Annotated in this window: 30 protein-coding genes; 8 read left to right on the top strand and 22 right to left on the bottom strand. The window is 45.2% G+C overall.

The window, feature by feature from the left end; translation table 11 throughout:
- Positions 1-93: 93 nt before the first annotated feature.
- A complete protein-coding gene (locus tag AC0TWI_RS03615) occupies positions 94-567 on the top strand; it encodes an N-acetyltransferase (protein WP_488124971.1) in 474 nt (157 codons plus the stop codon).
- Positions 568-610: 43 nt separating this feature from the next.
- A complete protein-coding gene (locus tag AC0TWI_RS03610; protein WP_488124970.1) occupies positions 611-1,033 on the top strand; it encodes a DUF4064 domain-containing protein in 423 nt (140 codons plus the stop codon).
- Between the two features lie 44 nt (positions 1,034-1,077).
- Here AC0TWI_RS03610 and AC0TWI_RS03605 read toward each other — a convergent pair whose 3' ends face one another.
- From AC0TWI_RS03605 to AC0TWI_RS03595, 3 genes are all read right to left on the bottom strand, one after another.
- Positions 1,078-1,566 carry an RsfA family transcriptional regulator gene (locus AC0TWI_RS03605; protein ID WP_488124969.1) on the bottom strand — a complete coding sequence of 163 codons (489 nt, stop codon included), beginning with the start codon at positions 1,564-1,566 and terminating at the stop codon, positions 1,078-1,080.
- Between the two features lie 115 nt (positions 1,567-1,681).
- Complete coding sequence (rpmF, locus tag AC0TWI_RS03600) at positions 1,682-1,855, bottom strand: 50S ribosomal protein L32 (RefSeq protein ID WP_488124968.1); 174 nt, start codon at positions 1,853-1,855, stop codon at positions 1,682-1,684.
- A gap of 37 nt (positions 1,856-1,892) precedes the next feature.
- Positions 1,893-2,429, bottom strand: coding sequence for a YceD family protein (locus AC0TWI_RS03595; RefSeq protein ID WP_488124967.1), 537 nt, complete (start codon positions 2,427-2,429; stop codon positions 1,893-1,895).
- A 269-nt stretch (positions 2,430-2,698) separates the two neighbouring features.
- Between AC0TWI_RS03595 and AC0TWI_RS03590 the strand changes: the two genes are divergently transcribed.
- Both AC0TWI_RS03590 and AC0TWI_RS03585 read left to right on the top strand, forming a co-directional pair.
- Entirely contained in the window at positions 2,699-2,914 is a 216-nt protein-coding gene (locus AC0TWI_RS03590; protein ID WP_488124966.1) for a hypothetical protein, read from the top strand.
- Between the two features lie 257 nt (positions 2,915-3,171).
- Positions 3,172-4,386, top strand: coding sequence for a nucleotidyltransferase (locus AC0TWI_RS03585; RefSeq protein WP_488124965.1), 1,215 nt, complete (start codon positions 3,172-3,174; stop codon positions 4,384-4,386).
- Positions 4,387-4,393: 7 nt separating this feature from the next.
- Here AC0TWI_RS03585 and AC0TWI_RS03580 read toward each other — a convergent pair whose 3' ends face one another.
- A complete protein-coding gene (locus AC0TWI_RS03580; RefSeq protein ID WP_488124964.1) occupies positions 4,394-5,188 on the bottom strand; it encodes a patatin-like phospholipase family protein in 795 nt (264 codons plus the stop codon).
- 89 nt (positions 5,189-5,277) lie between these two features.
- Here AC0TWI_RS03580 and ylbJ point away from each other — a divergent pair, with 89 nt between their 5' ends.
- Positions 5,278-6,483, top strand: a complete 1,206-nt coding sequence (gene ylbJ / locus AC0TWI_RS03575; protein WP_488124963.1) for a sporulation integral membrane protein YlbJ — start codon at positions 5,278-5,280, stop codon at positions 6,481-6,483.
- A 162-nt stretch (positions 6,484-6,645) separates the two neighbouring features.
- Here ylbJ and coaD read toward each other — a convergent pair whose 3' ends face one another.
- The 9 genes from coaD to AC0TWI_RS03530 all read right to left on the bottom strand — a co-directional run bounded on the left by coaD (position 6,646) and on the right by AC0TWI_RS03530 (position 12,625).
- Positions 6,646-7,125 carry a pantetheine-phosphate adenylyltransferase gene (coaD, locus tag AC0TWI_RS03570; protein ID WP_488124962.1) on the bottom strand — a complete coding sequence of 160 codons (480 nt, stop codon included), beginning with the start codon at positions 7,123-7,125 and terminating at the stop codon, positions 6,646-6,648.
- 2 nt (positions 7,126-7,127) lie between these two features.
- Complete coding sequence (rsmD, locus tag AC0TWI_RS03565) at positions 7,128-7,700, bottom strand: 16S rRNA (guanine(966)-N(2))-methyltransferase RsmD (RefSeq protein ID WP_488124961.1); 573 nt, start codon at positions 7,698-7,700, stop codon at positions 7,128-7,130.
- Between the two features lie 267 nt (positions 7,701-7,967).
- Positions 7,968-9,395 (bottom strand): hypothetical protein, encoded by a 1,428-nt coding sequence (locus AC0TWI_RS03560; RefSeq protein WP_488124960.1) that lies wholly within the window; start codon positions 9,393-9,395, stop codon positions 7,968-7,970.
- 117 nt (positions 9,396-9,512) lie between these two features.
- Positions 9,513-9,788, bottom strand: a complete 276-nt coding sequence (locus AC0TWI_RS03555) for a YlbG family protein (protein WP_488124959.1) — start codon at positions 9,786-9,788, stop codon at positions 9,513-9,515.
- Positions 9,789-9,817: 29 nt separating this feature from the next.
- Positions 9,818-10,264, bottom strand: coding sequence for a YlbF/YmcA family competence regulator (locus tag AC0TWI_RS03550; protein ID WP_488124958.1), 447 nt, complete (start codon positions 10,262-10,264; stop codon positions 9,818-9,820).
- A gap of 54 nt (positions 10,265-10,318) precedes the next feature.
- Positions 10,319-10,696, bottom strand: coding sequence for a hypothetical protein (locus tag AC0TWI_RS03545; RefSeq protein WP_488124957.1), 378 nt, complete (start codon positions 10,694-10,696; stop codon positions 10,319-10,321).
- A gap of 68 nt (positions 10,697-10,764) precedes the next feature.
- Entirely contained in the window at positions 10,765-11,004 is a 240-nt protein-coding gene (locus AC0TWI_RS03540) for a YlbE-like family protein (RefSeq protein ID WP_488124956.1), read from the bottom strand.
- Between the two features lie 13 nt (positions 11,005-11,017).
- Entirely contained in the window at positions 11,018-11,452 is a 435-nt protein-coding gene (gene ylbD, locus AC0TWI_RS03535) for a spore coat protein YlbD (protein WP_488124955.1), read from the bottom strand.
- A 120-nt stretch (positions 11,453-11,572) separates the two neighbouring features.
- On the bottom strand, positions 11,573-12,625 hold the full coding sequence (locus AC0TWI_RS03530; RefSeq protein ID WP_488124954.1) for a CAP domain-containing protein: 1,053 nt from the start codon (positions 12,623-12,625) through the stop codon (positions 11,573-11,575).
- A gap of 317 nt (positions 12,626-12,942) precedes the next feature.
- Between AC0TWI_RS03530 and AC0TWI_RS03525 the strand changes: the two genes are divergently transcribed.
- Together AC0TWI_RS03525 and ytvI are read left to right on the top strand one after the other, a co-directional pair.
- A complete protein-coding gene (locus AC0TWI_RS03525; RefSeq protein ID WP_488124953.1) occupies positions 12,943-13,302 on the top strand; it encodes a YugN family protein in 360 nt (119 codons plus the stop codon).
- Positions 13,303-13,381: 79 nt separating this feature from the next.
- On the top strand, positions 13,382-14,431 hold the full coding sequence (gene ytvI, locus AC0TWI_RS03520) for a sporulation integral membrane protein YtvI (protein WP_488125037.1): 1,050 nt from the start codon (positions 13,382-13,384) through the stop codon (positions 14,429-14,431).
- Between the two features lie 38 nt (positions 14,432-14,469).
- On the opposite strand, the gene AC0TWI_RS03515 is transcribed toward ytvI, so the two are convergent.
- From AC0TWI_RS03515 to cyoE, 7 genes are all read right to left on the bottom strand, one after another.
- The gene (locus AC0TWI_RS03515) at positions 14,470-14,931 is read right to left on the bottom strand and encodes a DUF420 domain-containing protein (RefSeq protein WP_488125036.1); all 462 of its coding nucleotides are present in this window, start codon (positions 14,929-14,931) and stop codon (positions 14,470-14,472) included.
- Between the two features lie 48 nt (positions 14,932-14,979).
- Positions 14,980-15,891 carry a cytochrome c oxidase assembly factor CtaG gene (gene ctaG / locus AC0TWI_RS03510; RefSeq protein WP_488124952.1) on the bottom strand — a complete coding sequence of 304 codons (912 nt, stop codon included), beginning with the start codon at positions 15,889-15,891 and terminating at the stop codon, positions 14,980-14,982.
- 711 nt (positions 15,892-16,602) lie between these two features.
- A complete protein-coding gene (gene ctaF, locus AC0TWI_RS03505; protein WP_488124951.1) occupies positions 16,603-16,935 on the bottom strand; it encodes a cytochrome c oxidase subunit IVB in 333 nt (110 codons plus the stop codon).
- A 3-nt stretch (positions 16,936-16,938) separates the two neighbouring features.
- The gene (locus tag AC0TWI_RS03500) at positions 16,939-17,568 is read right to left on the bottom strand and encodes a cytochrome c oxidase subunit 3 (protein WP_488124950.1); all 630 of its coding nucleotides are present in this window, start codon (positions 17,566-17,568) and stop codon (positions 16,939-16,941) included.
- Complete coding sequence (locus AC0TWI_RS03495) at positions 17,568-19,436, bottom strand: cytochrome c oxidase subunit I (protein WP_488124949.1); 1,869 nt, start codon at positions 19,434-19,436, stop codon at positions 17,568-17,570. Before AC0TWI_RS03495 ends, AC0TWI_RS03500 begins: the two co-directional genes overlap by 1 nt.
- Positions 19,437-19,462: 26 nt before the next feature.
- Positions 19,463-20,551 carry a cytochrome c oxidase subunit II gene (gene coxB / locus AC0TWI_RS03490; protein WP_488124948.1) on the bottom strand — a complete coding sequence of 363 codons (1,089 nt, stop codon included), beginning with the start codon at positions 20,549-20,551 and terminating at the stop codon, positions 19,463-19,465.
- A gap of 95 nt (positions 20,552-20,646) precedes the next feature.
- Positions 20,647-21,561, bottom strand: a complete 915-nt coding sequence (gene cyoE / locus AC0TWI_RS03485) for a heme o synthase (protein WP_488124947.1) — start codon at positions 21,559-21,561, stop codon at positions 20,647-20,649.
- 509 nt (positions 21,562-22,070) lie between these two features.
- Between cyoE and AC0TWI_RS03480 the strand changes: the two genes are divergently transcribed.
- Complete coding sequence (locus AC0TWI_RS03480; protein ID WP_488124946.1) at positions 22,071-23,039, top strand: COX15/CtaA family protein; 969 nt, start codon at positions 22,071-22,073, stop codon at positions 23,037-23,039.
- 164 nt (positions 23,040-23,203) lie between these two features.
- Here AC0TWI_RS03480 and AC0TWI_RS03475 read toward each other — a convergent pair whose 3' ends face one another.
- Positions 23,204-24,427: an FtsW/RodA/SpoVE family cell cycle protein gene (locus tag AC0TWI_RS03475; RefSeq protein WP_488124945.1), complete on the bottom strand. Its 1,224-nt coding sequence runs from the start codon at positions 24,425-24,427 to the stop codon at positions 23,204-23,206.
- Positions 24,428-24,566: 139 nt separating this feature from the next.
- Entirely contained in the window at positions 24,567-24,836 is a 270-nt protein-coding gene (locus tag AC0TWI_RS03470) for an Fpa/YlaN family protein (RefSeq protein WP_488125035.1), read from the bottom strand.
- Positions 24,837-24,917: the final 81 nt, after the last annotated feature.

Raw genomic sequence — 24,917 nt, 5'->3', positions numbered from 1 at the left:
AAAACGCTTACCTAATGAAAATATCTGACTTATTTTTTACTTTAGGCTATAATGGGTATGATTATGACAGTTCACTAGTTGGGAGGAGTCAACATGGCTGTAAAGGTGGAAAAACTGAAAATAAATTTCAAATCGCTGGAGGAGTTCAAAGAGTTTAAGGAATATGGGGCCCAAGAACTCTCCATGCTCGAAGACCTTGAAGCAAATATGGTGGAGGATGACATTGAATCTCCTTTTTACGGCATTTACTTCGGTGAAAAGCTGGTGGCAAGGATGAGCCTTTACAAGCGGAAGGCAAAATTCGATCAGTATTTTAATCCGCCCCAGGATTATCTTGAGATCTGGAAGCTCGAAGTTTTGCCGAATTATCAAGGGAAAGGCTATGGCAGCAAGCTGGTCGAATACGCCAAAAGCTACAATATGCCGATCAAGACAAACCCGCGCTTGAAGTCCAAAGACTTTTTTGAAAAAATGGGCTTCCAGCCGGTCACCTATGAGATGGAGAGGGATTTAGGGGAAAATCCGCTCGTCTGGTATCCTGCGGGAGTGACAGAGCAGAAACATTGATCGGCTTGTGACTGTTTAGTCTATACAGATTGGAGGGATGCAATTGAAACGTACAGCAGAATTCGTACTGGGAATAATCGGCGTCATCCTCAGTACTTTTACCCTTTTGGGCGGATTATTCTTCGTCTGGGCGGGCGGTTCAAACGAAGTGATGGATGGCGTGAGGATGCAAATGGAAGCAGACCCGACCATTGATTCAGAGCTGATGACGGAATCGATGAACCTGCTCGGCTCGTTCGGCTTGCTCTTTGTCGTCGCTGCTTTGTTCGGAATCATATTCGGCATTATCGGCATTGTGAACATCAAAGGTGATAAAAAGCCAAAATTGGCGGGCTGGATGTTTATCATAGGAGCCATCTTGCTTGGACTGCTGTCGATCGGGTTCGGCTTCCTGCCGGCCTTGCTGCTATTGATTGCCGGAATCATGGCGCTTGTCAGGAAAAGCGATCCCCAGGAAGTATTATAATAAAAGCAAAAACCAGGCCGGCAGCAATGTTCCGGCTTGGTTTTTTATTGGCCGTCTATTTGGTTCCTCGCTTTATTGAGCATAGCCAAAAGCGAATAGTGTTCATGTTTTACCCTGTCTCTATCTTCAGAAAGGTTTTTATTTTCCTCTATAAGTCTGTCTCTCTCGATTTTCAGGAAGTCGGCATGACTGACGATCCTCTCCAGCCTCTTGATTAGACGAAGCGCTTCCTGGAAATCAGGTATATTCCGGTTTTCTTCGTTTTTCTCGTCAAGAGTGTTTTCCCCCGCCTTTTTCCTCTTCCGCATCCTCTCTTTTCTCTCAAGCTTAGCCTTCTCTATTTCTTCCGGATGTTGTTTCCTTACTGCAGAATTCCATCTAAAACCACAAGCTGCCGCCGTTCTTTTAAGCTGGATTCCCACTGCCTCGAAAGCCTTCAGCTGTGTACTTCCGCTGCTGATATACTCGAGCACCGTCCTCGTAAGCAGCCTATCTTCCTCCTCCGTCCAAGCATCTTGCCTGGAAGCCGTCATTCTCATCACTCCCATTAATTAACCTCAGTTTTATCTATTTATATGTCAGGAGAAGGATAGATAGAATTGAAAAAAGCGCCAGGAAAAACTCCCTGGCGCTTTTTTTGGCAAACTATTAGTTGTTGATGACTTCTTTGCCTTTATATGTTCCACACTCTTTGCAAACACGGTGTGCAAGTTTCATTTCACCGCAGTTCGGGCATGCAACCATTCCCGGCACCTGCAATTTGAAATGTGTGCGGCGTTGTCTTTTTACCTTTTTAGAAGTTCTTCTAGCTGGTACTGCCATTCTTCCCACCTCCTTAAAAATGTAAGGCCAAACCTTTTCATTGCTCGTCCTTGCCTTCAAAAAATTGAGCAAGTCCCGCTAAACGCGGATCTACTTTGTTTTCCTGTTCACGTTGAAGCTCTTCTTCAGTCTTAACCTCCCAGCCATTTCCGGCAAAAGGAGCAGACTGTTTTTCCGGGGTATCACAGAAAACCTGCATTGGAATTTCGAGAAGGAGCAATTCGTGGATGATAGGCGTCAAGTCTATCATACCGCCCTGGACTTCGTGAATCTCTTCCAAGTCACCGCGTTCATAGTCCGATGGATTAAGCAGGAAGGTTTCCTGCGAACGGATGTCGAACGGATATTTTACATCTGCGAGCGTACGTGAACAAGGCAGAATGAATTCGCCGGTTACATGCAGATGGAATGTGACCTTTCTGGAATCTATATCAGCTGTGCCCATTATGTGAACAGGCGACACCTTTCTGATTTCAGGGTTTAACACAATCAATTCCTTTTCCACATCGACTGTCTCGTCGAATTTCATCACCTGATCTTTTTGCTTTTGCAGTTGATTTACAGTCCATTTCATTGTGATCACCTCAAGGCAACAAAGGTAATTATAGCTTTCGGGCTATAGTTTGTCAATATAAGATCTTGACACTTTAAAAAGATTTTAACCGTTTTTACGTTCTTTCTTTAGTGTACCCCTATTCACTTTCAAAAACAAATGGTTAAGTCTCTGACAGCGGGCAGTTGTACCATTCGTCCACGGAAAAGATGCATATACTACCCTATCATAGAAAGGAAGTGAATCATTTGAGCCAATCAAGAAACTATCCTTATCAAGGAGGTTTTCCGATGCAAGGAGGATTCCCGATGCAGGGAGGCTTTCCAATGCAAGGAGGATATCCTTACCACGGAACTGGAATGGGATACCATCATGGCTATGGGCATCACCCTCATTATCACCATACCGGATATCATGGCGGCGGACACTACGGTCATCATCACCATCATTACGGGCACCAGCATTACCATGGGAACCCGGGTCACTATGGCTATCGTGAATCATAAGTCAAAATATGCAGCAGCCGATTTGGGGCTGCTGCTTTCTATTTCGCAAAATCGTCCGATTCCGGTATGATAAAGTGGCTCCCCTCAAACAGCAGGAGACTGTATCTCCCGCTGAGTTGATTGAATGGACTCTACAAATATTTCTAGGTTATCCCTGCTCGCAATTCTAAGTTTCTTCTATTAATTTCTAACGTCTTAAGCTTTAATACCAGTTAAAAGCAGATAAGAATAAAAAATGTTTTTTCGGAGGGATCTGGATGAGAAGTGTAGGACTTGTAGTGGAATACAACCCAATGCATAATGGACATCTGCTCCACCTGCAGTTGGCCAAGAAAGAGTCCGGTGCGGATGTTGCCATTGCCGTGATGAGCGGGCAGTTTTTGCAGCGGGGCGAACCTGCAATTGTTTCAAAATGGTCACGTACACGAATGGCCCTGAATGCGGGGATCGATATTGTCGCCGAGCTTCCCTTTGATTTTGCAGTGCAGCCAGCAGACATCTTCGCCTATGGAGCCGTTGCCATTTTGGATGATCTCGGCTGTTCCAGTCTATGTTTCGGCAGTGAGCAGGGGAAAATCGAACCATTTCAGGCAGCCCAGCAACTGTTGGAAAATAGAAAAGACGAATTTGATACATATCTTCGCTTGTATATGAAGGAAGGGGAAAATTACCCGACCGCAACCGCAAAAGCCTTTGCGAAACTTGGTGCCGGAGAGGAGCTCGCCGATCTTACCCAGCCCAATAATATCCTCGGTTTTCAGTACTTAGCCGCTGCAGTCAAGCAGGAATCACCTATGGAGGTATTTACGATTAAAAGGGAAGCGGCAGGTTACCATGATGAAGCTTTCTCAGACGCCACGATTGCAAGCGCCACCTCGATCCGGAAAGCGATCGAGGAGGGTGCGGACCTCAATTCCGTACTCCGTTATATGCCGGGGAGTTCAGCTGAGGAACTGCAAAAGTACAGAGGTGACTATGGCCACTTCCATCATTGGGAAATGTATTGGCCGTATTTGCAATATCGTTTTGCCACAATGGAACCAAGCGATTTGGCAGGCATATATGAAATGGAAGAAGGCCTGGAATACAGACTAAAAAAAGCTGCTTCTGCATCCAACAGTTTCCACTCTTTCATGCATGCCGTCAAAACAAAAAGATACACATGGACACGTATTCAGCGCTTATGTGTATATGTTTTGCTGCATGCAAAAAGGGAGGAGATGAAAACAGCCGGTACAATCCCTCGGTACATACGGCTGCTGGGGATGACGAAAAAGGGCAGAAAATACTTGAACTTCGTCAAAAAAAGGACAAAACTGCCGATCATAGCGAAAGCTTCAGCCGCTGCGGATGGTTTGCTTGCGCTCGATCTAAAAGCAACCGCGGTGTATGCACAGGGATTGCCCGAGCCATCCCGCTCAAAGATCGCCCGGATGGATTACACACAGCCGCCTATCTTGCTGTCGGAATAAGGGAGCTTTATGGCTCTCTTTGCTCTCTTTCGGCCGCAGCGATTTTCGCTTTTATAGCTCCAAGCATCCGCACGGTTTCCTCCTCCCCTAGACGGATAATTTCGTCAATATCTGTGAATGTCCTTCCATTGTAGGATTCAACCCTCGGCCGGATCATGATATCCGCATCCAACTCTCTTGTTTTCATCAGCTCCATCTGTAAAATATCTATGCTTTGCATGATTACATCATAGACATTTGCAATTTCTGCAGTCCTGTTAAGTGTAGCCACTTCAACACCGATCACCACGTCCGCTCCCATCTTCTTGACGGTCGATACAGGGATCCGGTCTGCCACTCCGCCATCCACCATTAGTCTGCCATTCACTTTTCCTGGAGTGAAAATTCCAGGAATGGCGATGCTTGCCCTTACGGCATCTGCAATTAAGCCTGTGCGAAATTCAACTTTTTCACCCGTTTGCAGGTCGGTTGCAATGACAGCTACTGGAATCGGCAAGTCTTCTAAGTGTTTGCCATGCGTAAACAGATGGACAAGGTCTCTCACCCGATTCCCTGCTATAAAGCCCATCTTTGGAACCGTAAAGTCTAAATAATATTTCCTCCGGAAAGCCGAGGAAAGCTTGATCAGGCGTTCGAGATTATGACCGAAAGCATAGAAACAGCCGACAAGCGCACCCATACTGCTGCCTGCCAGCATGTGAACCGGTATGCCATTTTCCGTTAAAGCTTTCAGCACGCCCAGATGCGCAAAGCCTCTTGCTCCTCCAGAACCTAGAGCGAGGCCGATTTTCAGTCCGTCCATTATTCTTCCTGCCTTTCCCTTCAAATGGTCTAAAAGCCAAGCCCTGGAGTATATTTAATTATGTGCAGAACGAACAGGGAGGCAATGCTTTGAATCTATCGAAATCGAAAACTCTCATGCTTGCCGCAGGAGCAGCCGCGCTGGCCATTTGTATGATCCTACTCCCTGAAGAGTCTTTTGAGGCCGCTCAAAGAGGGCTGAATATGTGGTGGGAAATTGTCTTTCCATCGCTTTTCCCATTCTTTGTGATTTCCGAGCTGCTCATCGGGTTTGGTGTAGTTATGTTTATGGGCGTATTGCTTGAACCATTCATGCGTCCCTTATTCAATGTGCCGGGTGCTGGAGGCTTTGCTTGGGCTATGGGCATGGCGACGGGCTTTCCCGCTGGTGCAAAGTTATCCGCCCGCTTGCGGAAAGAAGGCCAATTGACAAGGACAGAAGCGGAAAGACTTGCATCGTTCACCAACTCCTCGAGCCCGCTATTTATTTTCGGAGCGGTCGCCGTAGGTTTTTTTCACGATTCCAGGCTTGGATTCATTCTTGCCTTCGCCCATTATGCCGGCAATTTCCTTGTTGGCCTTACTATGAGATTTTATGGCGAAAAAACGAAGCCCGCAGCAAAACAGGGGCCCCCTTCAGTCAGACAAGCCTTGGCTGCCATGCACAGGACGAGGAAGGAGAACAATAAACCGCTCGGCAAGCTAATGGGAGATGCGGTCATTTCCTCAATTAACACACTTTTAATGATTGGCGGCTTTATCATCTTGTTTTCTGTTGTCAATAAACTCCTCTACCACATCAACATAACCGCAGTGCTCGGCAAAGGGATGGAAGCAGCCTTGCATCTGCTCGATATGCCGATTGAATTGGGTGTGCCCCTCATTGCCGGTATTTTTGAACTTACACTTGGCAGCCAAATGACAAGCCAAACAACAGAAGCAAGCCTCATGCAGCAAATTATTCTGACAAGCTTCATCCTTGGTTTCAGCGGTTTCAGCGTCCAGGCTCAAGCAGCAAGCATCATGGCCCAGACCGATATACGTTTCGCCCCGTTCTTTGCGGCAAGGATCCTCCATGGATTGTTCGCGGGAGTCATCACTTTTTTTGTTTGGCCTCTTTTTGAAAAAAAGCTTCTCCTGGCAGATCGGCCTTCCACGATCCCTGTCTTTTATCCCGAACAGCAGGAGTGGTGGGAAATAGCTCTTCAATTTTTGCAATCTGGCGGTCCGCTCCTTACTATCGGTTCGCTCATTGTCTATACAGTGATAGTAGCAAAAAGAATAAATGCTCAATAATCCGTACGCATCGCAGAGCCGGCCGCTTTTTTTCCGGTTCTTCTTCTTTAACAAGGCAGCCATCCGGTTTCATCCACAATACAGATTTACCAGTGCATCTAGAAAAAGAAAAAAGGACTGACGGGAAGCCCAGCTTTCACTGCCTTCCCGTTCAATCCTTTTTCAACTGAATTTCTTTTTGAGTGCTGCTTCTACAGCCGGCGGCACAAGTTCGCTAATCTGGCCGCTGTACTTGGCGACTTCCTTGACAATGCTTGAGCTTAGAAATGAATATTGGTTGTTTGTCATGATGAAGAACGTCTCGATTTTTTCATTAAGGACCCTGTTCATCGATGTAATCTGCATCTCATATTCAAAGTCGGAGACTGCACGCAACCCGCGAATGATCGCATTCGCCTGCACGCCTTCCGCATAGTCGACAAGCAAGCCGTTGAAGGTATCAACTTTCACATTCGGGATGTCCTTTGTCACTTCCTTCAGCAATGCGACCCTTTCTTCCACTGAAAAAAGCGGCTGTTTTGACGAGTTGCTCAGGACAACAACGTTAACTTCTTTAAATACTTTGGCACCTCTCCTGATAATATCAAGGTGGCCATATGTAACCGGATCAAAACTTCCGGGGCAAACAGCGATATTTGCCATTCTTACTCCTCCTCGTCGCAGCTCTCATCCTGCTTATAGATCGTAATGCCAGTCAGGCCGTACTCCCCGGCTTTCATCATCCTCAAATTACCGAGTTGCGGCGGGAGATGAACATCATTGCTATGCTCACAAACAATTTTCCCAAATGGAGACAAAAGGCCGCGGCGGCCAATTTCCTCAAGGAGCAACTCCAATTTCTGTTTCTTGTACGGGGGGTCAAGGAAGATCAAGTCAAAGCGCATGCCTCTTTTTTCTAATGCATTCAGCGCACGTCCCGCTTCATTCCTATATACTTCTGCCTGCTTCTCATATCCGCATGAAGCCAGATTCGTCTTGACAGTCTGGATCGCTTGGTGATCCTTATCGACAAAAATGAATGAATCGAATCCTCTGCTCATCGCTTCAAGTCCGAGCCCACCGCTTCCGGCAAATAAGTCGAGGCCATGTCCACCATCAAAATAGGGGCCAATCATGTTGAAAATCGTTTCTTTCATCTTGTCCGTTGTAGGTCTCGTCTTCATGCCGGGCACCGCTTTAAGCGGCCTGCCCTTGCAGGCACCAGATATTATTCTCATCAGCCTCACCAAATTATGTTTATTTTCCTATACATCCTAACACACTCTTTTCCAAGAAGACAAGAACATGCGGGGGGATTGGCCAATGTATGAAAAGTCTGGGAGTGGGCGATACTACTTCCAACAGCATGATTATGCTGTTGCCAACCGCGGAGAAGACTTACTTTTCCCCATAAGTTCTTCCTCCGGTTTCTCCTCTCCCTTTTCCTTCATCCTTTTCTCTTGGGATTGAAGGGAACCTGCATCCTGTACTGGATGCAGGTTTTTTTACTGCTTTTCTGAAACCGGGGATATGATCGTCACAGCCTCTTCCGTTTCGACCGCCGGCACGTTAAAAAACGTATTAACGAGTGACAGGTCGATAAACGCACGCCCATTCATAATTGTGACAGGGACAGTTTGCAAACCATATTTCGTCTGATTCAGCACGAAAAGCTGCTTGCCAGGGAAAAATTGATAGTGGATCGCATTTTTCACCGCATCGATTGCTCCATCCTTGTAAGCTGTCGTGTAACCGAGGTGCTTCAAGAGCGGAGCGAGCGTGACAAACGGCTTTTCCTCCATATATACAATTGATATATCCTGGACTTTCACTTCATTTAGATAAATGTCCCTGTTATCATAAAAAACCAGCGGCAGGACAGGACCGTCTTTATCCTTGTTGACAGTGAAAAAGTCAGTTTTATATCCGCTTGCCTTGTTTAATAGATTGTCTAGCTCCTTACTGCCTACTTTCTTCCCCTCTTTATCTTTCAATTCCTTCAGCCAGGCTCCTAGCTGTTCTTCGTCTATCTCTTTGCTTAAGATGCCATACATACTTTTGGCCTTAGCAGAACCGACAGGGGTTTTAAGAGCTGCCGATGCAACGATGTCAAGCTGCCATTGTTCATTTTCCGGGCTAAGATAGGTGTCTCTCAGTTCATTCATAATCAGTTTCCGCTGCAAAGCCGATTTTCCCTCTTCAGCGCTTCCGGTTACAAGCAGCGACTCTGTCTCAAACGGCGCATGCCCTTTTGAGATAATCCAATAGATTGTCTTTTCCCTAGAACCAGCAAAGGTTTTGAAGCTGAGGTTTTCTCTAACAGCTTGATTTTCAGAGTAGACCGTCACACCGCTTTCCAGCGTAGAAAAATCGAGTTTTGCCTGGTCCCAGTATAGAGTTGGAACAGCATAATCCGAGATGAACACATAATAGTCAAGTAAATCCTTATGGCTTTTGCCGACCACATCCACAGCACCTGCCCAAGTTCCGCCTCTCCACTCCTTCTCCGTCAGCTGTATTTTCGTCTCTTGGATGCGAATTTGATCAAGTGTGATCAGCCAACGATCCAGTAAAAAACTATTGCCTGCTTCGGAAGGCGAGGGGATTTGATAGCTGAATTGAATATCAGACGGATTCTTGACCGTTAGTGTCCTGCCCTTTATCGTCCATTCGCATTCCTTGTCTTCATCCCTCCGGCATTCATTGCCTGTGGCACCTGACGGGAATCCAATTTTATATGTGCCTGCCTGCATATTTTTGAACCACTGATCAACGTAGAATCTTCCATTCTTATGAACCAAACTTACTTCCTGTTTCACTTCTATCCCAATTTGTTCTTCTCGCTGTTCAGAATACCCTTTCCACTGGTAAAACAATAAACTGCCTGTTATACCCAGCAAAACGGCAATGATCACAACGGAAAATTTCTTCATTCATCTGACCCCTTGTATACTCATTCTCCACTCTATTCTTTATATCGGCTCCAACTGTTTAATTTCCACTATCGGCATGGAAAAAGGCACCCTATTTACATGGTGCCCTTTCAACGCTTACAGTCCGACCCGGTAGTCATATTCCTTAGCTTTATCGGGTTTGGAATTCTCATATTCGGTTTTCAAAAAAGGCTTATAGGATAAATCGACCTTTTTTACAAACGGCATAGCGGCAAGCTTGTCTGCAAGCTGCTCTGCTTCTTCCTGGTCACAATAAAGAACGGCGTATTTCATTTTCTTCGATACATAATGCACATTCCCAAATCTGCGCAGCGCCTTTGCATTTTTAAGGCTGAACAGCCAAACAACCAGTCCCTGTCTCTCTTTGAACATATCTTTCCCCCTTTAACCACCATTGATCATCAGGCAGAACAGCCACAGCCTCCACCGGTTCCGCAGCTTCCTCCGCATGAAGAACCTGAATCGAAAAATGGATTCCCCGTCGGCACCTTGACATTCGGGGAAACAGATCCAGCAATGAGCACGCTGATCGTATCAAGCAGATTCTGCAGCTCGTTTTCAGCAACCCTGAAACTAGCGACATTTTCATCCATGTCCATTTCCCTTTTCAGCAGGCGCGTTTTCGTCGATATTTCCTTATAATCCGGATGGTATCGTCCAAACCGCTGAACATCTTCGTAAAGATCCTTCATCTTTGCGAACGCCTCTATCTTCCTCCGCGTTTCAGGGTGAGTTTGTAAGGCTTGCCGCCTTTCCCTGTATTCTTCTGCTATATATGAATCGGCAATCATATTGCCAAGCAATTCAGCTTTCTCGAGGATTTGAATGCTTTCAAGTGTTGCAAGCATAGTGCTCACCTCCAACGTTATCGTATCATATTTTATCCAATGATGCGACAGTCATTACAGAATGCGCGCAGAGAATCTCTCTTCAGCAAGCACGTTCTTTTCTCCATCGATTACTTTTACATAAATGTCGCGCTCGCCGACGTCCAATCCTTTAACGACGAAGGCCGGGGACTGATAAGAGCTATGGAGCTTTCCGTCCACAAAAAGCAGTACCTTTGCCCCTTTGCCAGCAGGAAGAGAGAAATCAGCGCGAGGGACGATTGATTCGATAAACAGCTGATTTCCATCGACTGTATGCTTGAATAAACTAGCGCTATCCACATTTCCCACTTGGTCAGAGAGCAATCCGTGAGAGCTTATTCCTTCCGTGTTTCCATAGGCATGTCCCATTACGATGGCCGCAGCAAAAATAAAACCGGCCGCTATTTTCATGATCATCACTCCTCACTATTGGTATATAGCATTTGCTAAAAGAGTGTGTTCATGCAAAAAGCGGCCAGTTATTGGGAAGATTTCATCGCCTGGAACACACCTAGCATCATTTGTGCCATTTGGATCCCGCCAGTAAAACGATTGACATGATCGGGGACAGTCTTCTTAAAATAGTGCAGCGACGCAATCTTAAATTGTTCAAGGGCAAAAGGATCCCTAGATAATTTTCGATGCCAATGTGGCTGCTCCCGCAAGAAACGCTGAAGTTCACGGTCTGAAAATATATATTGCTGAAGGTCTTTTCTCATTATCGCTTCCCTCTCAATCTTTCCGGAAGGCAAATGGGTGGTGGCTTTCCGAGTGTTCAGCCGGCACCGGTGCTTGTTCTGCAGTTCCAGTGTTGAATTGGCCCAGCAACGATTGGATGGTCTGGAGTGTTCCATTCAAATTTCCAGCCATCTTTTCCAGCTGGGCAGCGTCCATCATTTTTACCTTTTTGATGATAGTGTCAATCCAACCCTTCGGTGAGGAGTTCGCTTCGGATTCCGTTTTTTCAGTTTTGGTGTTTACGCCATTTGATTTTTTCTCCTTGCCGAATGTGTCCCATCTGGGGTCGTCCTCTCCCAGCAGATACCAATCCTCATACAGCTCTTGCAAGGTATGTTCTCCCCGCCGCACTGCAGCCGTCAAAGCGGGTTTGTTTTGAACGAACTCTTTAAACTGCCTGACAGAAGGATGCAGTTGCTTATTCTCCATGTACGCTTCCCCTCTTTGTATATAATCCTACACCCATCTTATGAAATAGTGTCTGGAATGTGCTGCCTAAAAATGGGAAAAGCCCGCCGCATGCCGGTTGTTGCCGCAACGGTAGGCTCTCTAGTCCGTTTTAATGAAGTTTTGTGTATAGTACTTTTTATATACTCCCACCCCAAGCCGTGTTACATCTTTATCAAGCAAAATTTTCCGATGGCCTTCAGAATTCATCCAGCCTTCAACGGCTGCGGGACCATCGGCGTATTCTGCTGCAATGTTCTCTTCTGCTTTCTGGTAATTGATTTCTTCCGACTTCAGCCTTGATGCAAGATCTCCGTGAATAGGAGATTCATGGGCAAAATAACTATTCTCCGCCATGTCCTTGCTATGTTCATACGCCATTTCCGCAAGCTGGCTGTCCCACTCTAATGAAGCTACCTTGTGCTTGTTCCGCATAATATTGGTAATATCGAATATTTGCTGCTCACTGCCTCTTTCGATAGAGGCCCATTGTTCTTCGTCCGGCTCTTCAAGCGTGACAAGGTCACCTTGATATTCCATTTCATATGGATGCTGGCTGATAAGAATATCTGGTTCGAGGAATCGGACACTCAACAGCGTTCCTGTAGATTTATCAAGGGAAAGCTGTGCGTATATGTCATCGAGTTGGACAAGCGGCCGTATGTTCAAATCTTCCTCCGACAATTCGAAGCGGTAGCTTCCTGTACCGGTTGTGACGACCATTTCTGTCTCCAAGAGCGTTGTCCTGTAAATTTCCTCGATTGTCTGCCCGATTTTATAAGGATGCAAATTCAAATCGCCCCCAAGCGCATATACGGTCACGACCACTCCGTTTTTGACGCCCGCCTGCATATAAGTGTCCGGCTTGCTGTTATACACCCACCATTCGAAGCCATAGGCCGACGGATCTTTCCGGTCAGGAGTGCCAAAAGACTCGATCAACGCCTCGTCCTCTCTGCCAATATAAGTAGATAGCCCCTTCACCGGCCGTGAAGAGCCTTCGCTTCCCTGTAATTGGCCAATATGATTCTGGTTGTCTTTCTTCGGCGGGGTTGTTGAATTCTGGTTCGTAAGAGGTTCAATTTTACCCCTTTCCCCATTATAATAAAAACTGATAAGCAGTAATATGAATGCAATGAAAAGGACCCGGAACAAAGTTCGCAGTTTTCTGTCACCTCTTTATTGTCTGTTTTTTTTATTATAACATGTTCATACTGCAGTTCCACCATAGTTGTTTAGGAAATTAGGCTGTAGCGAGCTGCTGTAATCCTTATTTTCCCTACTTTTCCCAAGACAAAAGTCGCAGGCACTTCATCTGTTTCGAGCTTTTTTTCTCCACTTTGTCGAATATGGCAATTTTGCTGATAAGCTCTTCAATTCGTTGCAACATTTTTTAATTTCGTCTATGATAAATATGTAGGAAAGCGAGTATTTACGTTTTTTTGTTTGGATTATCGAGGAGGGAAATACAAATGAATTTTGAAAATAGCGGTCTTGAAAACTTGAAGGTTGAATTGGATCGCCTTGACCAGATCATGCAAAACCACAATATGATCCGTGCCGGTCAATGGGACTATGAGCGGGTTACATATGACCATAAGTTCCAAATCAGGGAAGGTACATATTACTTGCGGATTCAAGGCTTTGCGGTCGAAGGGGATGTAGGTGCAGATGACGCTGTTATCCGTCTGCTGAAACCAATCTTGGGCAAGCATTATTACCCGCATGGCATTGAGTATGGAGAAGACGAGTTCTATCCAGATCATCTGGTTAAACAATGCATGCAAATGATTGAAGGTATCAAAAAAGATGCGGAAGTATTTGCTGAATGATGCTAGGCAGGCACGGTCTGTACCGTGCCTTTTTCATATCAATACTATATAAGTAAAAAGAGGTGCCCTCTTGTCCAGAGTGATCAATAAAAAAAGATTGATGATCCTTATCATTGTCCTTTCAATCGCCTTGCTGGCCTTTTTCATCCTGCCTGTTTCCATTCCTCTCATTTTAGCCATTCTCACGGCGGCGCTGCTCGATCCGTTGGTTGAAATGCTGCATACCAGAATGAAAATAAAGCGAAAATTGTCCGTACTGCTTGTTTTTTGCGCCTTTACTCTGCTTCTCGCTGTCGGAACGTATTTTACAACTACGAAAGTAGTCGCCCAAGGCGTCAAATTGATTGAAGAATTCCCAAATTACGTTAATAATGCCACGAAGATGTGGACGACGGTCGAGGCAAAGTTCACGGATGCTGCAGAAGGCTTGCCTATGGAAATGGTGAATGCGGTGACGGGTGAATTCTCCAATATTTTTGATTCAATTCTTGCCAGTCTGAAAGTATACATCAATATTGAAAACATCAGCTCAATTTTAACCTATATCCCTAATTTCCTTGTCAGCTTTCTCGTTTACCTGATCGCCTTGTTTCTTTTCATGATCGATCTGCCGCGATTGCGCATAACCTTCTACAGTTATATGACGGAAGCAACAAGGTCAAAAGTTGCCTTTATGATGGAAAGAGTTTCTTCGGTTATCTTTGGATTTTTCAAAGCGCAGTTCCTGGTGAGCCTGATTATTTTAGCCGCTTCTCTCATCGGATTGCTGATTATCCAGCCGAAGGTCGCGATCATTATGTCGCTCATCATCTGGATCATTGACTTGATTCCGATCATTGGCTCAATTGTCATTCTTGCTCCTTGGTCGATTTACCATCTGCTAGCAGGAAATACATCTCTCGGCGCCCAACTGGCCGTACTGGCGGCCATTCTGCTGATCATTAGACGGGTGGTCGAACCGAAAGTGATGGGCAACCATATGGGGCTTTCCCCACTGGCAACGCTCATTGCCATGTACCTCGGCCTGAAGTTATTCGGCATCATGGGATTCATCATCGGACCACTTGTTCTCATTCTGTTTAAGACATCAAAAGAAGCCGGCCTGATCAAATTGAATTTTAAAATATAGAAAATCGGCCAGGAATGGATGCATTCCTGGCCGATTTCTTATGTTCCGAGTATTGCTTTAATCAATGATGTCGTATCTCCGCCTCTATAAATAACATAAAGGAGCAAGTAAACAATAACACCGGTTATTCCTGTAGCAAACCACACTACACTCGTATACGGACCAAATTTTTTGTGCCTGACAAGCCTATTTTTATAGCCTGTCCATAAAGAAATAATCCCGAGTACAGCTCCAATAGTTGCCAACGTAACATGGAAAATCAGAAACACTGTGTAAAATGTTTTAAGTGAAGCCGGCCCGCCGAATGAGGTATTGCCGACGAACACTGTCCTGCTTGCATAAATGATAAAGAATATCACTGCAAAAATGCCTGCGGCCGTCATGATTTTTTTATGGCCGTCGATATCCCTTTTTCTGATTTTCCCCCAGCCGAAAGCAACGAGTATCGCACTGATGACGATACATGCGGTGCTGATTGTCGGCAGCAAAGGTACACTCATCATACTTTTTCCAATCCCCCAAACTGTTTATGATCTTTAGCTTGCCTATTATTCTGCCGGTCTGGGCTGATTCTGGAGCCTGGCAGCTTCATTGATGCTGTCTCCCTCCAGTTGTTCCCGCCTATACCAGTCAAAGAAAATTTTAGCCAGCATAATGCCGAGCACAATTTCCTGAATAATTTTCATTAAAACGCCGCCAAGCTGCTGATCCTCCTGGGCAGGCATGTTTGTGAACAGCTCCGGACCGCTGATGGTCAGGCCAGAAAGCGTATTACCCGGAACACAGAGAGCCATCGCCTTCATCCACATCTCCCCATCGGTATATGTCGCATACATGGCCGTCTGGGCAAATATAATCATACCGCATGAAGGCGTAAGCAAGACGCCATCTGCAAGAATATAGCCGATTTTTTTCAAGCCGTGAAGCTGATGATGTCCTGGAAGAGTATTGATCAGAGGCCACCAGAGGAACATCGCGAAAATAAATAAGACGACTGTATATACAGCATGAAGCAGCAGGCGAACCTTCACATAATCCATTACCATTGGAATATGATAGATCGAAAACAGCCCGTTAAAAAGTACAAGGGCAATTAGCGGCTTTGTAAAAAATTTGAAGACAGGCTTCACCTTCGGATGATCGATAATGGCAAGCCAGAACCAGTCCGGAATTCCTGCAATTAGAATTGGCGGAATGACAAGGTAAAGAAATGCCATTTGCACCATGTGGAACGTAAACATAATATGAGCCATCAAATCTACAGGCGAACCTTTAATCGCATACAATAAAACCATCGCGATCACAAAAGCAACAGCCTGCTTTGGTTTTAACGGCTCACTATTTTTGAAACGATCCCTCTTTTTCACCATTAAGAAAAAATAGCCGGCGATTAACAAAAGAACGAAGACGAGAAAATAAGGGCTCCACAAAGCCCGGAAACCGAAAATACTTAAAGGCACATCTTTTCACCTCTTTGCTGGATAAAGTGAAGCTTCAATCAGTGAGGGCCTTCATTCCCCACCAATAGATCGTTAAACGAAACTGACTTTTACTGTCTGCGATCCTCAAAATGATTACAGAATTATATTGGATTCAAACAGCCAGTAAATGCGGGATAAATCCTATATTCTATTATACCGTTTATCCTCGTTCTACTTCAACGGCGGCAAATGACAAGTTGATGAACGTCCTTGCCTTTATACCTGCTGTCACACCACAAGGCATAGGCGGCTGCCTACAACTTGTTGTGAAATTATCGGGAAAGAGACAGCATCCTCACATTGTAAAGGAAGGACTTTATAGGGGTTTTCCTACTGGCGATAATACTAGACTTAACGTTGAAGAAGCAACCACTCTCCGGTGTTGACAGAGAACGAATGAGGCCGCAAAACTACAAAACGGTCACTATGGAGACCACGTCGACAATTTTGAAACCTCCTGAGGGTCATTTTGACCTTTCCAATGTATCGACTGAGAACCGGTAACCTTCCGAGGGGCGCATTGAAGCCTCCTATGGGACCGGCGGCAATGAACCACCTCGAGATTTACATTGAAACCGCCTATGGTTAAAATACCTGCATCCATAGTAAAAGAAAAAAGGCTGTAGTCAAACTCCAATGTTTCTGGAGTTTGACTACAGCCTGGACCTGCTGCAAAGGCAGGTTTTTTGATTAGATCCAAACAATCGTCATGAAGCAAAGGATTGTGACAAATCCTATGATGATACCGCCGTAAATAAATAACTGCGGAGCTTCATGGCCTTTATGGCTCATGTGCATAAAGTAGTACAACTGGAAAATGACTTGCACAATCGCGAGCAGGAGAATGAATGGAATCACGAACCATTTGTCGAATCCTGCATACACGGAGCCAAAGGCAACGAGTGTCAAAAAGATTGAGAGTGCAAAGGAAATTATTTGATGCCTCATTTCCTCAGCGTTTCTCTTACGACGATATTCGTAGTCAACCCTTGGGTTGCCAGAACCTAAATGTTGGTTATCCATCTATTATCCCACCATCCCCATAAGATATACGACTGTGAAAATGAATACCCAGACAACGTCGATGAAGTGCCAGTAAAGGCTTGCTACATAAAACTTCGGCGCGTTGTAAAGGCTGAGTCCACGTTTTGCATTTCTCACCATCAAAGCGATTATCCAGCCTAGACCAAACACAACGTGTCCGCCGTGGAAGCCGACCAGTGTATAAAATGCTGAGCTGAACGCACTTGACTTGAAGCCGAATTTGAATTCATGTACATAATGTCTGAACTCGTAGATCTCCAAACCAAGGAAAGTCAATCCAAGCAGGACAGTGACAAGAAGCCAAGCCTGCATTTTCTTGAAATGGAAGTTCTTCATATGGTAGATCGCATAAACGCTTGTGATGGAGCTCGTCAAAAGAACCATCGTCATAATAAAGGCAAGCGGCAATTCGAAGAGATCTGTAGAAATAACAGAGTCCTTCGTTGGCACTTTATCCTTTAATGCCAGGTATGTTGCAAAGAGAGAGGCGAAGAGAACTGTCTCGCCTCCGAGAAAGAACCAGAAACCCAAGAATTTATTCTTGCCTTCAAGTGTTGCCCTTTCAGGAGCCTCAGGCCATGTTTTTTGTGTAAACTGTTCTTCAACATGCATTATGCCCTTACCCCCTTCTTATTATCATTAACCAATTCTTCCTTTGAGATGTGGAAACCATGGTCATCTTTCAGAGAACGAAGAAGCATGGAACCAAAAGCAACTATGAGACCGATGATAATAACCGGTATTCCCCAAGAGTGTTCTTGGTGATAGATACATCCAAAAGAGGCGATGAAGAAGCCCAAAGAGATAAAAATCGGCAGGATGGAACCGTTTGGCATATGGATATCACCAACAGGCTCAGCCGGTGTCATCTCAGTCTTGCCTTCCATCTTTTCAAGCCAGTAAGCGTCAATTCCGCGTACCAGTGGAAGCTGTGTAAAGTTATAGAACGGCGGTGGAGATGGGAGAGCCCATTCCAACGTTCTTCCGTCTTCCCAAGGGTCATTGCCAACTTTGACGTTTTTGACCGAAGTGATGACAATGTTGATCAACATGATGATGATCGCTACCGCCATTGTCAAAGCGCCAATCGTACTGATTAAGTTTCCAGAGTTCAATCCTTGATTATCAAGGAAAGATGCCACTCTTCGCGGCATTCCCATCAAACCGAGGAAATGCTGGATAAAGAAAGTCAAATGGAAACCGAGCAAGAACAGAACAAATGTAATTTTACCAAGTGTTTCATTCAACATTGTACCGAAAAGTTTTGGCCAATAGAAATGAGTAGCTGCCAAAATCGCGAGTACAACACCGCCGACGATGACATAATGGAAGTGAGCAACAATAAAGTACGTATCATGGAACTGATAATCCGCAGGTGCAGCGGCTTGCATGATACCTGTAACCCCACCCATTACGAAGGATGGGATGAACGCAGCTGCGTACAGCATCGGCGTAGTGAACTTGATGCTGCCTCCCCACATCGTAAACAGCCAGTTAAAGATTTTGATCCCTGTCGGAACGGCAATTGCCATTGTCGCAACCGCAAAGATCGCATTCGCAATATTACCGAGGCCGACCGTAAACATATGGTGAGCCCAAACCATAAATCCAAGGAAACCGATTAGGACGGTTGCAAAAACCATGGATGAATATCCAAAGAGACGTTTTCTTGAAAATGTAGCAAAAATCTCAGAGAAAATACCGAAAGCCGGCAAAATCAGAATGTAAACTTCCGGGTGACCGAAGATCCAGAAGAAGTGCTCCCAGATAATCGTATTTCCGCCCTGTGAAACGACGAAGAAGTTAGAACCAAACATTCTGTCAAACGTCAGCATGAACAAAGATACAGTCAGCGGCGGGAATGCAAACAAAATCAGCGCTGATGTAACAAATGTTGTCCAGCTGAACATTGGCATACGCATATAGGTCATGCCTGGCGCACGCATGTTAATGATGGTAACGAGGAAGTTAATTCCCCCCATGAGCGTTCCGAAACCGGAAATCTGTACGCCGAGTGCATAGAAATCTATTCCGTGTGTAGCAGAATTGAGCGCCAATGATGCATAGGAAGTCCATCCTGCATCAGGAGCTCCGCCTAGGAACCAAGAACAGTTCAGCAATACTCCTCCAAAAAAGAAGAGCCAGAAGCCGAGTGAGTTCAAAAACGGGAACGCAACGTCCCGAGCCCCGATCTGCAGCGGCATTATCAGGTTCATAAACCCGATCAATATCGGCATGGCGGCAAAAAATATCATTGTCGTTCCATGCATAGTCAGCATTTCATTAAAGACACCGGCTGTTACAAAATCATTGTTTGGAATAGCCAGTTGAATACGGATGATCATTGCTTCGAGACCGCCTAAGAGAAAGAAGAATCCGCCGGCAGCAATATAAAGTACCGCGATCTTCTTATGGTCAACCGTTGTCAGGTAATCCCAAACTGTGGCACCGAAGCCTCTCTTTTGAGCAATACTACTCACGTTTTAACCTCCTTTTTTCGGGGCCGTTATTTATTCTGCACTTTCAATTCCATCAGGTAAGCAGCCAACGCATCCATTTGGTCCTCAGACAATTCAGGATACGTATTGGACATTTTATTGCCCGGCTTGATGGCTTCAGGGTCTTTCAGCCATTTCTTGATGTTTTCTTCATCATGAGGCAGGATGCCTGCAACTGTAGTCCGTTCACCGAAATTGGACAGGTTCGGAGCAGTCCGTGCCTGAGGTGGTGTGCTGCTGTCCGGGCTGATTGCGTGACAAGTGATACAGTTTTGCGAGAAGACTTCTTCCCCTTGTCTAGCCAAGTCAGTTGATGGCTCGACTTTCTTTTCTTTCGCTCCCTGCATATCAGCTACCCAGCTGTCAAAGTCTGATTTTGGCAAAGCTTTAACTTTGAAGTCCATGAAAGCATGGGAAGGTCCACAAAGCTCAGCACATTTCCCATAGAACAATTCATTGACATCAGATGCCTTCTCCTGGTCAACCTTCAACCAGAATTTATTGATGTTGTCTGGATTCGTATCCAGCTTTCCACCCAATGGCGGAATCCAGAATGAGTGCTTAATATCAGCTGATGTAAGTTGGAAATACACTTTTTCATCAGTAGGAATGACAAGGTCCTGACTTGTGACAATACCTAAATTCGGATATTCAAACTCCCACCAGTAAAGATGAGCGCGAACATTCACTACAAGCGATTTTGGATTGCCCTCAGCATCTTTTTTATTGATTGCGCCTACATCGCCTTGCGAGAATGTAGCGGCAACCGTTGGAACGGCCAGGATGAGAAGGAGAATGATTGGGATGATTGTCCAAACCAACTCCAGGACATGGCTTCCTTCCACTTGCTTAGGTATTTTGTTTTCTTCTCCTTTTTTGCGTCGGAAGCGGAACATAATAACAGTGAAAATTGCCACTACTACCACGATAACCAATACCATGATGCCCAAGCTGAGAAGTATGAGATCATACTGCTGCTGAGCGACTTCACCCGCCGGTTTCAAGGCGGAAAGGAATGGCTCGCCGCATCCAGACAGGACTAGCGCCAGAATCGCAAAAACTGATAACAGACGCCATTTTTGCAGCCATTGTTTCATAGTTTAATCAAACCCCTCTTTCGTTAAGTGTCTTGGTGGTAACAAGGACCGTAAATCTATATGTGGATTTCTCTATAAAAGAAAGAATTCCCAGGTTAAATCACTGTAAAGATCACCATGGCTGTAAACAGGATTGTCAAGTAGTTTAATGAATATACAAACATTCTTGTAGCCCATTTCTTGTCATCCTTTTGTTTATAGCCCGCGATTCCAAGCGCCAGCCAGCCGATATTCAGCAAGGTGGCTAAAATAATGAAAGGGAGTCCGAGAGAACTCATAACAAATGGAATCGGCAACAAAAGTGCCACCCAAATGATAATATGCCTTTTCGTTGCAGCAAACCCTTTGACAACAGGCAGCATTGGAATTCCAGCTGCTCGATACTCATCGACTCTTCTCATAGCGAGCGCATAAAAATGCGGAGGCTGCCAAATGAACATCAAAAGGAACAGCATCCACGCGGTCAACGGCAATGACGGATCAACTGCGGCCCAGCCAATGAGCGGCGGAACTGCACCTGAGAGGCTGCCAATCACAGTATTGCTGACGTAAAGGCGCTTTGACCACATGCTGTAAAGGACAACATAACTGAATACGCCGATGATTCCGATGAAGCCGGCAGTCATATTGGTCAAAAACAACAGAATCAGACCAAGGCCGAGGAACGTAAAGCCGATGCCAAGCACTTTCGCTCCGCCAATTTTTCCTGTGACAGTAGGCCTTCCCTTTGTACGCTGCATAATCGGGTCAATATCGCGGTCGATAAAGTTATTGAGCGCGCATGAGCCTGCAATGATCAGAGAGGATCCGAGCAGTGTATAAATTACAATATCAAGAGATTGTAAAAAGTGCTGATTGGTAAAGATGAAAGCCAGCCATAATCCGGTGAAGGTCGTGATCAAATTGGAATTAACAATCCCGATTTTAATGAGGGACATGAAGTCTTTCCATGTCATCGCTCCGTGATCCGCCGTTTCATTCACCACTGCAGCACTGCGGCTGTTACTCATTGTTTTCCTCCTTTCTGCAAACAGAGATCTGACGTATAACATTACTATAATGCATTAACAGCAGGTTTTCATTTTTTTCGGAAAGAATTCAGTATTTGTTCACTAATTGTCACAATTCCGAACTGAAGTATGTATGCCCACAAGCTGCCCATCTATTGTACCATATCGCCGCCAAAAATAAGAGCGGTCAGGCCTGCACAGACGGCAGAAGTTGACAAACTGGGAGAAAGACACTGCCGCAATTAATAATTAAACCATATTTACAGGAGGCTTAGTGATGGCAAACCTGCGCTAGTATGGCAGTTTTGTGTCGAGAAGGTGAATTTATGATCATTCGAGCAAGCCGTCCAGTTATTATTTTTAGCAAATTTCTACATTCATTTCAAGTTTCCTTCATTATGAAGCTGTAACAATTTTGTCGGTTGTAATTTATTCCCCATTTATGTAGTATCGAAATGAATGATCTTTTGACAAAAAAATAAATAATGAACTTGATAGAAGGTGAAAATTTGCACCGTAAGCTTAAATGGTTTGCTGTACTTACATCATTCGTCATGCTCGGCGTCCTGATTGGAGGGGCGCTCGTAACGAAAACGGGTTCCGAAATGGGATGCGGACGTTCATGGCCGCTTTGCAATGGAGAATTCCTTCCAAGTGAAATTACTGTTGAATTGGTGATCGAGCTGGCTCATAGACTTGTATCCGGCAGCGCAGCCATTCTTGTCTCTGTATTGGCATTCTGGTCTTGGAAGGTAATCGGCCATAAGCGGGAAACGAAGCCGCTCGCCATTCTCTCTGTGTCTTTCCTTATTTTGCAGGCACTGATCGGAGCGGCAGCGGTTCTATGGCCACAGTCTGATTTTGTGCTGGCGCTCCACTTTGGAATATCCCTCATCTCGTTTGCTGCCGTACTTCTTCTTACACTCCTTATTTTCGAGGTCGACCAGAAGTTTGACACAGAGAAGCTGCGAATTGACAAGAGGATGAAATTTCATATTATCGGGATAACGCTGTACAGCTACTTTGTCGTTTATACGGGGGCGCTCGTCAGACATACGGAATCCAGTCTCGTCTGCCGGGATTGGCCATTATGCGACAACAGTGCTTTTGCTCTTCCAACGAACTTGTACCAGTGGATTCAAATGGGCCACCGGTTGGCAGCAGGCTTGATCTTTCTCTGGATTGCCTACGCCGCCTACTTGGCAGTGCGCCATTACCGTGACCAGAATGTGCTTTATTGGGGATGGATCATCGCTTTTATCCTCGTATTGCTGCAAGTAACGGCAGGAGCTGTCGTCGTCTTTACTAGTCTAAACATTTATGTGGCTCTGCTTCACGCTTTATTCATCGCCTGCCTCTTCGGTCTGTTGAGTTATTTCATCATGTTGTTGACAAGGCCAGGCGTCGCGGTCTCTCGAGCCGCTGTCTCCATGGAAAAAGACAAGGAACCGAAAGAAACGGACATTATTATCCAATAAAAAACATGCACAAGCTTTATGCTGTGCATGTTTTTTTGTGTATTTTTCATTTCGCCAGCAGAATCGAACAGCTTGGCAGCGGCTGGCCCTGATAATACCGATCATGGTTCTCAGCAAAATCTCAAGGGGCATAATCTGCTGTCTTTTTTACGTATAATCCCCTTTTAAGATCGTTGGCTATATGGAGTAGAAACACGTGCCGACAGCCTCTTTGGCTCCTTGTTTGGAAGCTCACCAGCGAATTTGTACTTTTCTTCGTAGTTTTTGAACATCGCAACATTGGTCAGGATCCCCATAGAAATAGACAGAACCAAAATTGAAGATCCGCCATAACTGATAAACGGAAGTGTGACGCCTGTAATCGGGATTAATCCAGACATGCCGCCAAGGTTGATAAATGACTGGATACCGATCATTGAAGAAATGCCAATCGCCAGCATGCTGCCGAATGGATCACGTGATTTAATGCCGATATAAAAGCCTCTCAGGACAATGAATGCAATTCCGCCGACTACGAGGATTACGCCCAACACACCCAATTCCTCTGCAATTACGGACATAATGAAGTCGGTATGGGCTTCCGGGAGATAACCGAGCTTCTGTACGCTCTGGCCCAAACCCAGTCCTTTTATGCCGCCTGATCCGATTGCCAAGTAAGAGTTCACAAGCTGAAACCCTTCTTTGTCAGCTGTACCGAACGGATCCAGGTAGCCGGTGATCCTCTTCATATTGCCGGGGGTAAAAAGGCTGCTCAGCTTGAAGATGAAAAAGGGCGACAGGAGAACTACACCAGCTATGGCACCGCCAATCAGTTTCATAATCGTCTTCAGCCTCATTCCTGAGCAGATAATGATTGTCATGCCGATCAAAAAAGTGATCGCTGCCGTTCCGTTATCAGGCTCGATTTTGATTAAAAAGCAGACGATAATGAGGTAGATTAATGGCGGCAGGACACCTTTATTGATCTGGTCTATGTATGCCTGCTTGTTGGAATATACTGCTGACAGGTAAATGATGACACTTACTTTGACAAACTCAGACGGCTGCACTTTACGGGCACCGACGGCAATCCAGCTCTGTGCATTGTTCGTCACATGGCCGAAAACGGAAACTGCAAGCAAACCGCCAAGAGCAGCGAACACTAGCAACATCAAAAACTTCTTATTTTTAAGCGCCTTGTAAGGAAAAATCGCAAAGAACAAAAATGCAACGAAAGCAAATATAAGATTCACCAGCTGCTTTTTGTAAAAAAAGTCAGGCGGATAGCCATAATATTGAACGGCCATGACCATGCTGGCACTATAAACCATGACGAGACCAAAAAGGCTCAAGATGATATATACTGTGATAAGCGGGTAATCATAGGATTTGAGAATTTTTTTTAGCATATGACTCTTCCAATCTCTTTCGGTATATAAGGCTTTGGGCAAGGAATGGTTGTTTGTTACAAAAAAACCCAAACAATTACATTGAACTGTTTGAGTTTCTGCTTAGATGATTGCCGGCCATCTGAATAGCGACCGGTGCCTATTTCCTCATTGAGGCTTCGTGCAATGCGGACAACTGGCGTTCCAGTGAGCCCATCAGCTCTTTTCCATCCTTTGCATCCACGAGACCAAGGCGGACTGCAAAATCTATTTCACGGGATAAGCCGAACATTTGCGTATCAAGCACTTCTTCGTATAAAGGACATTGCGGCATAGTCAAGTTATCCATTTGCACCTGAATGAGACGCAAAATCTTTTCAGCATCTGTCTTTAGGAGCGAATATGCTTTTTCCCGATGATCTATTTTCATATCAGACACCACATTGATCCCCCTTGTCTCCGAAACAAATAGACAATACTATCTGTAAATATTACCGTTAATAAGCCAAAA

The sequence above is a fragment of the Lederbergia sp. B243.17 genome (assembly GCF_057657925.1).
This window is presented reverse-complemented; position numbering and strand designations above follow the sequence as displayed.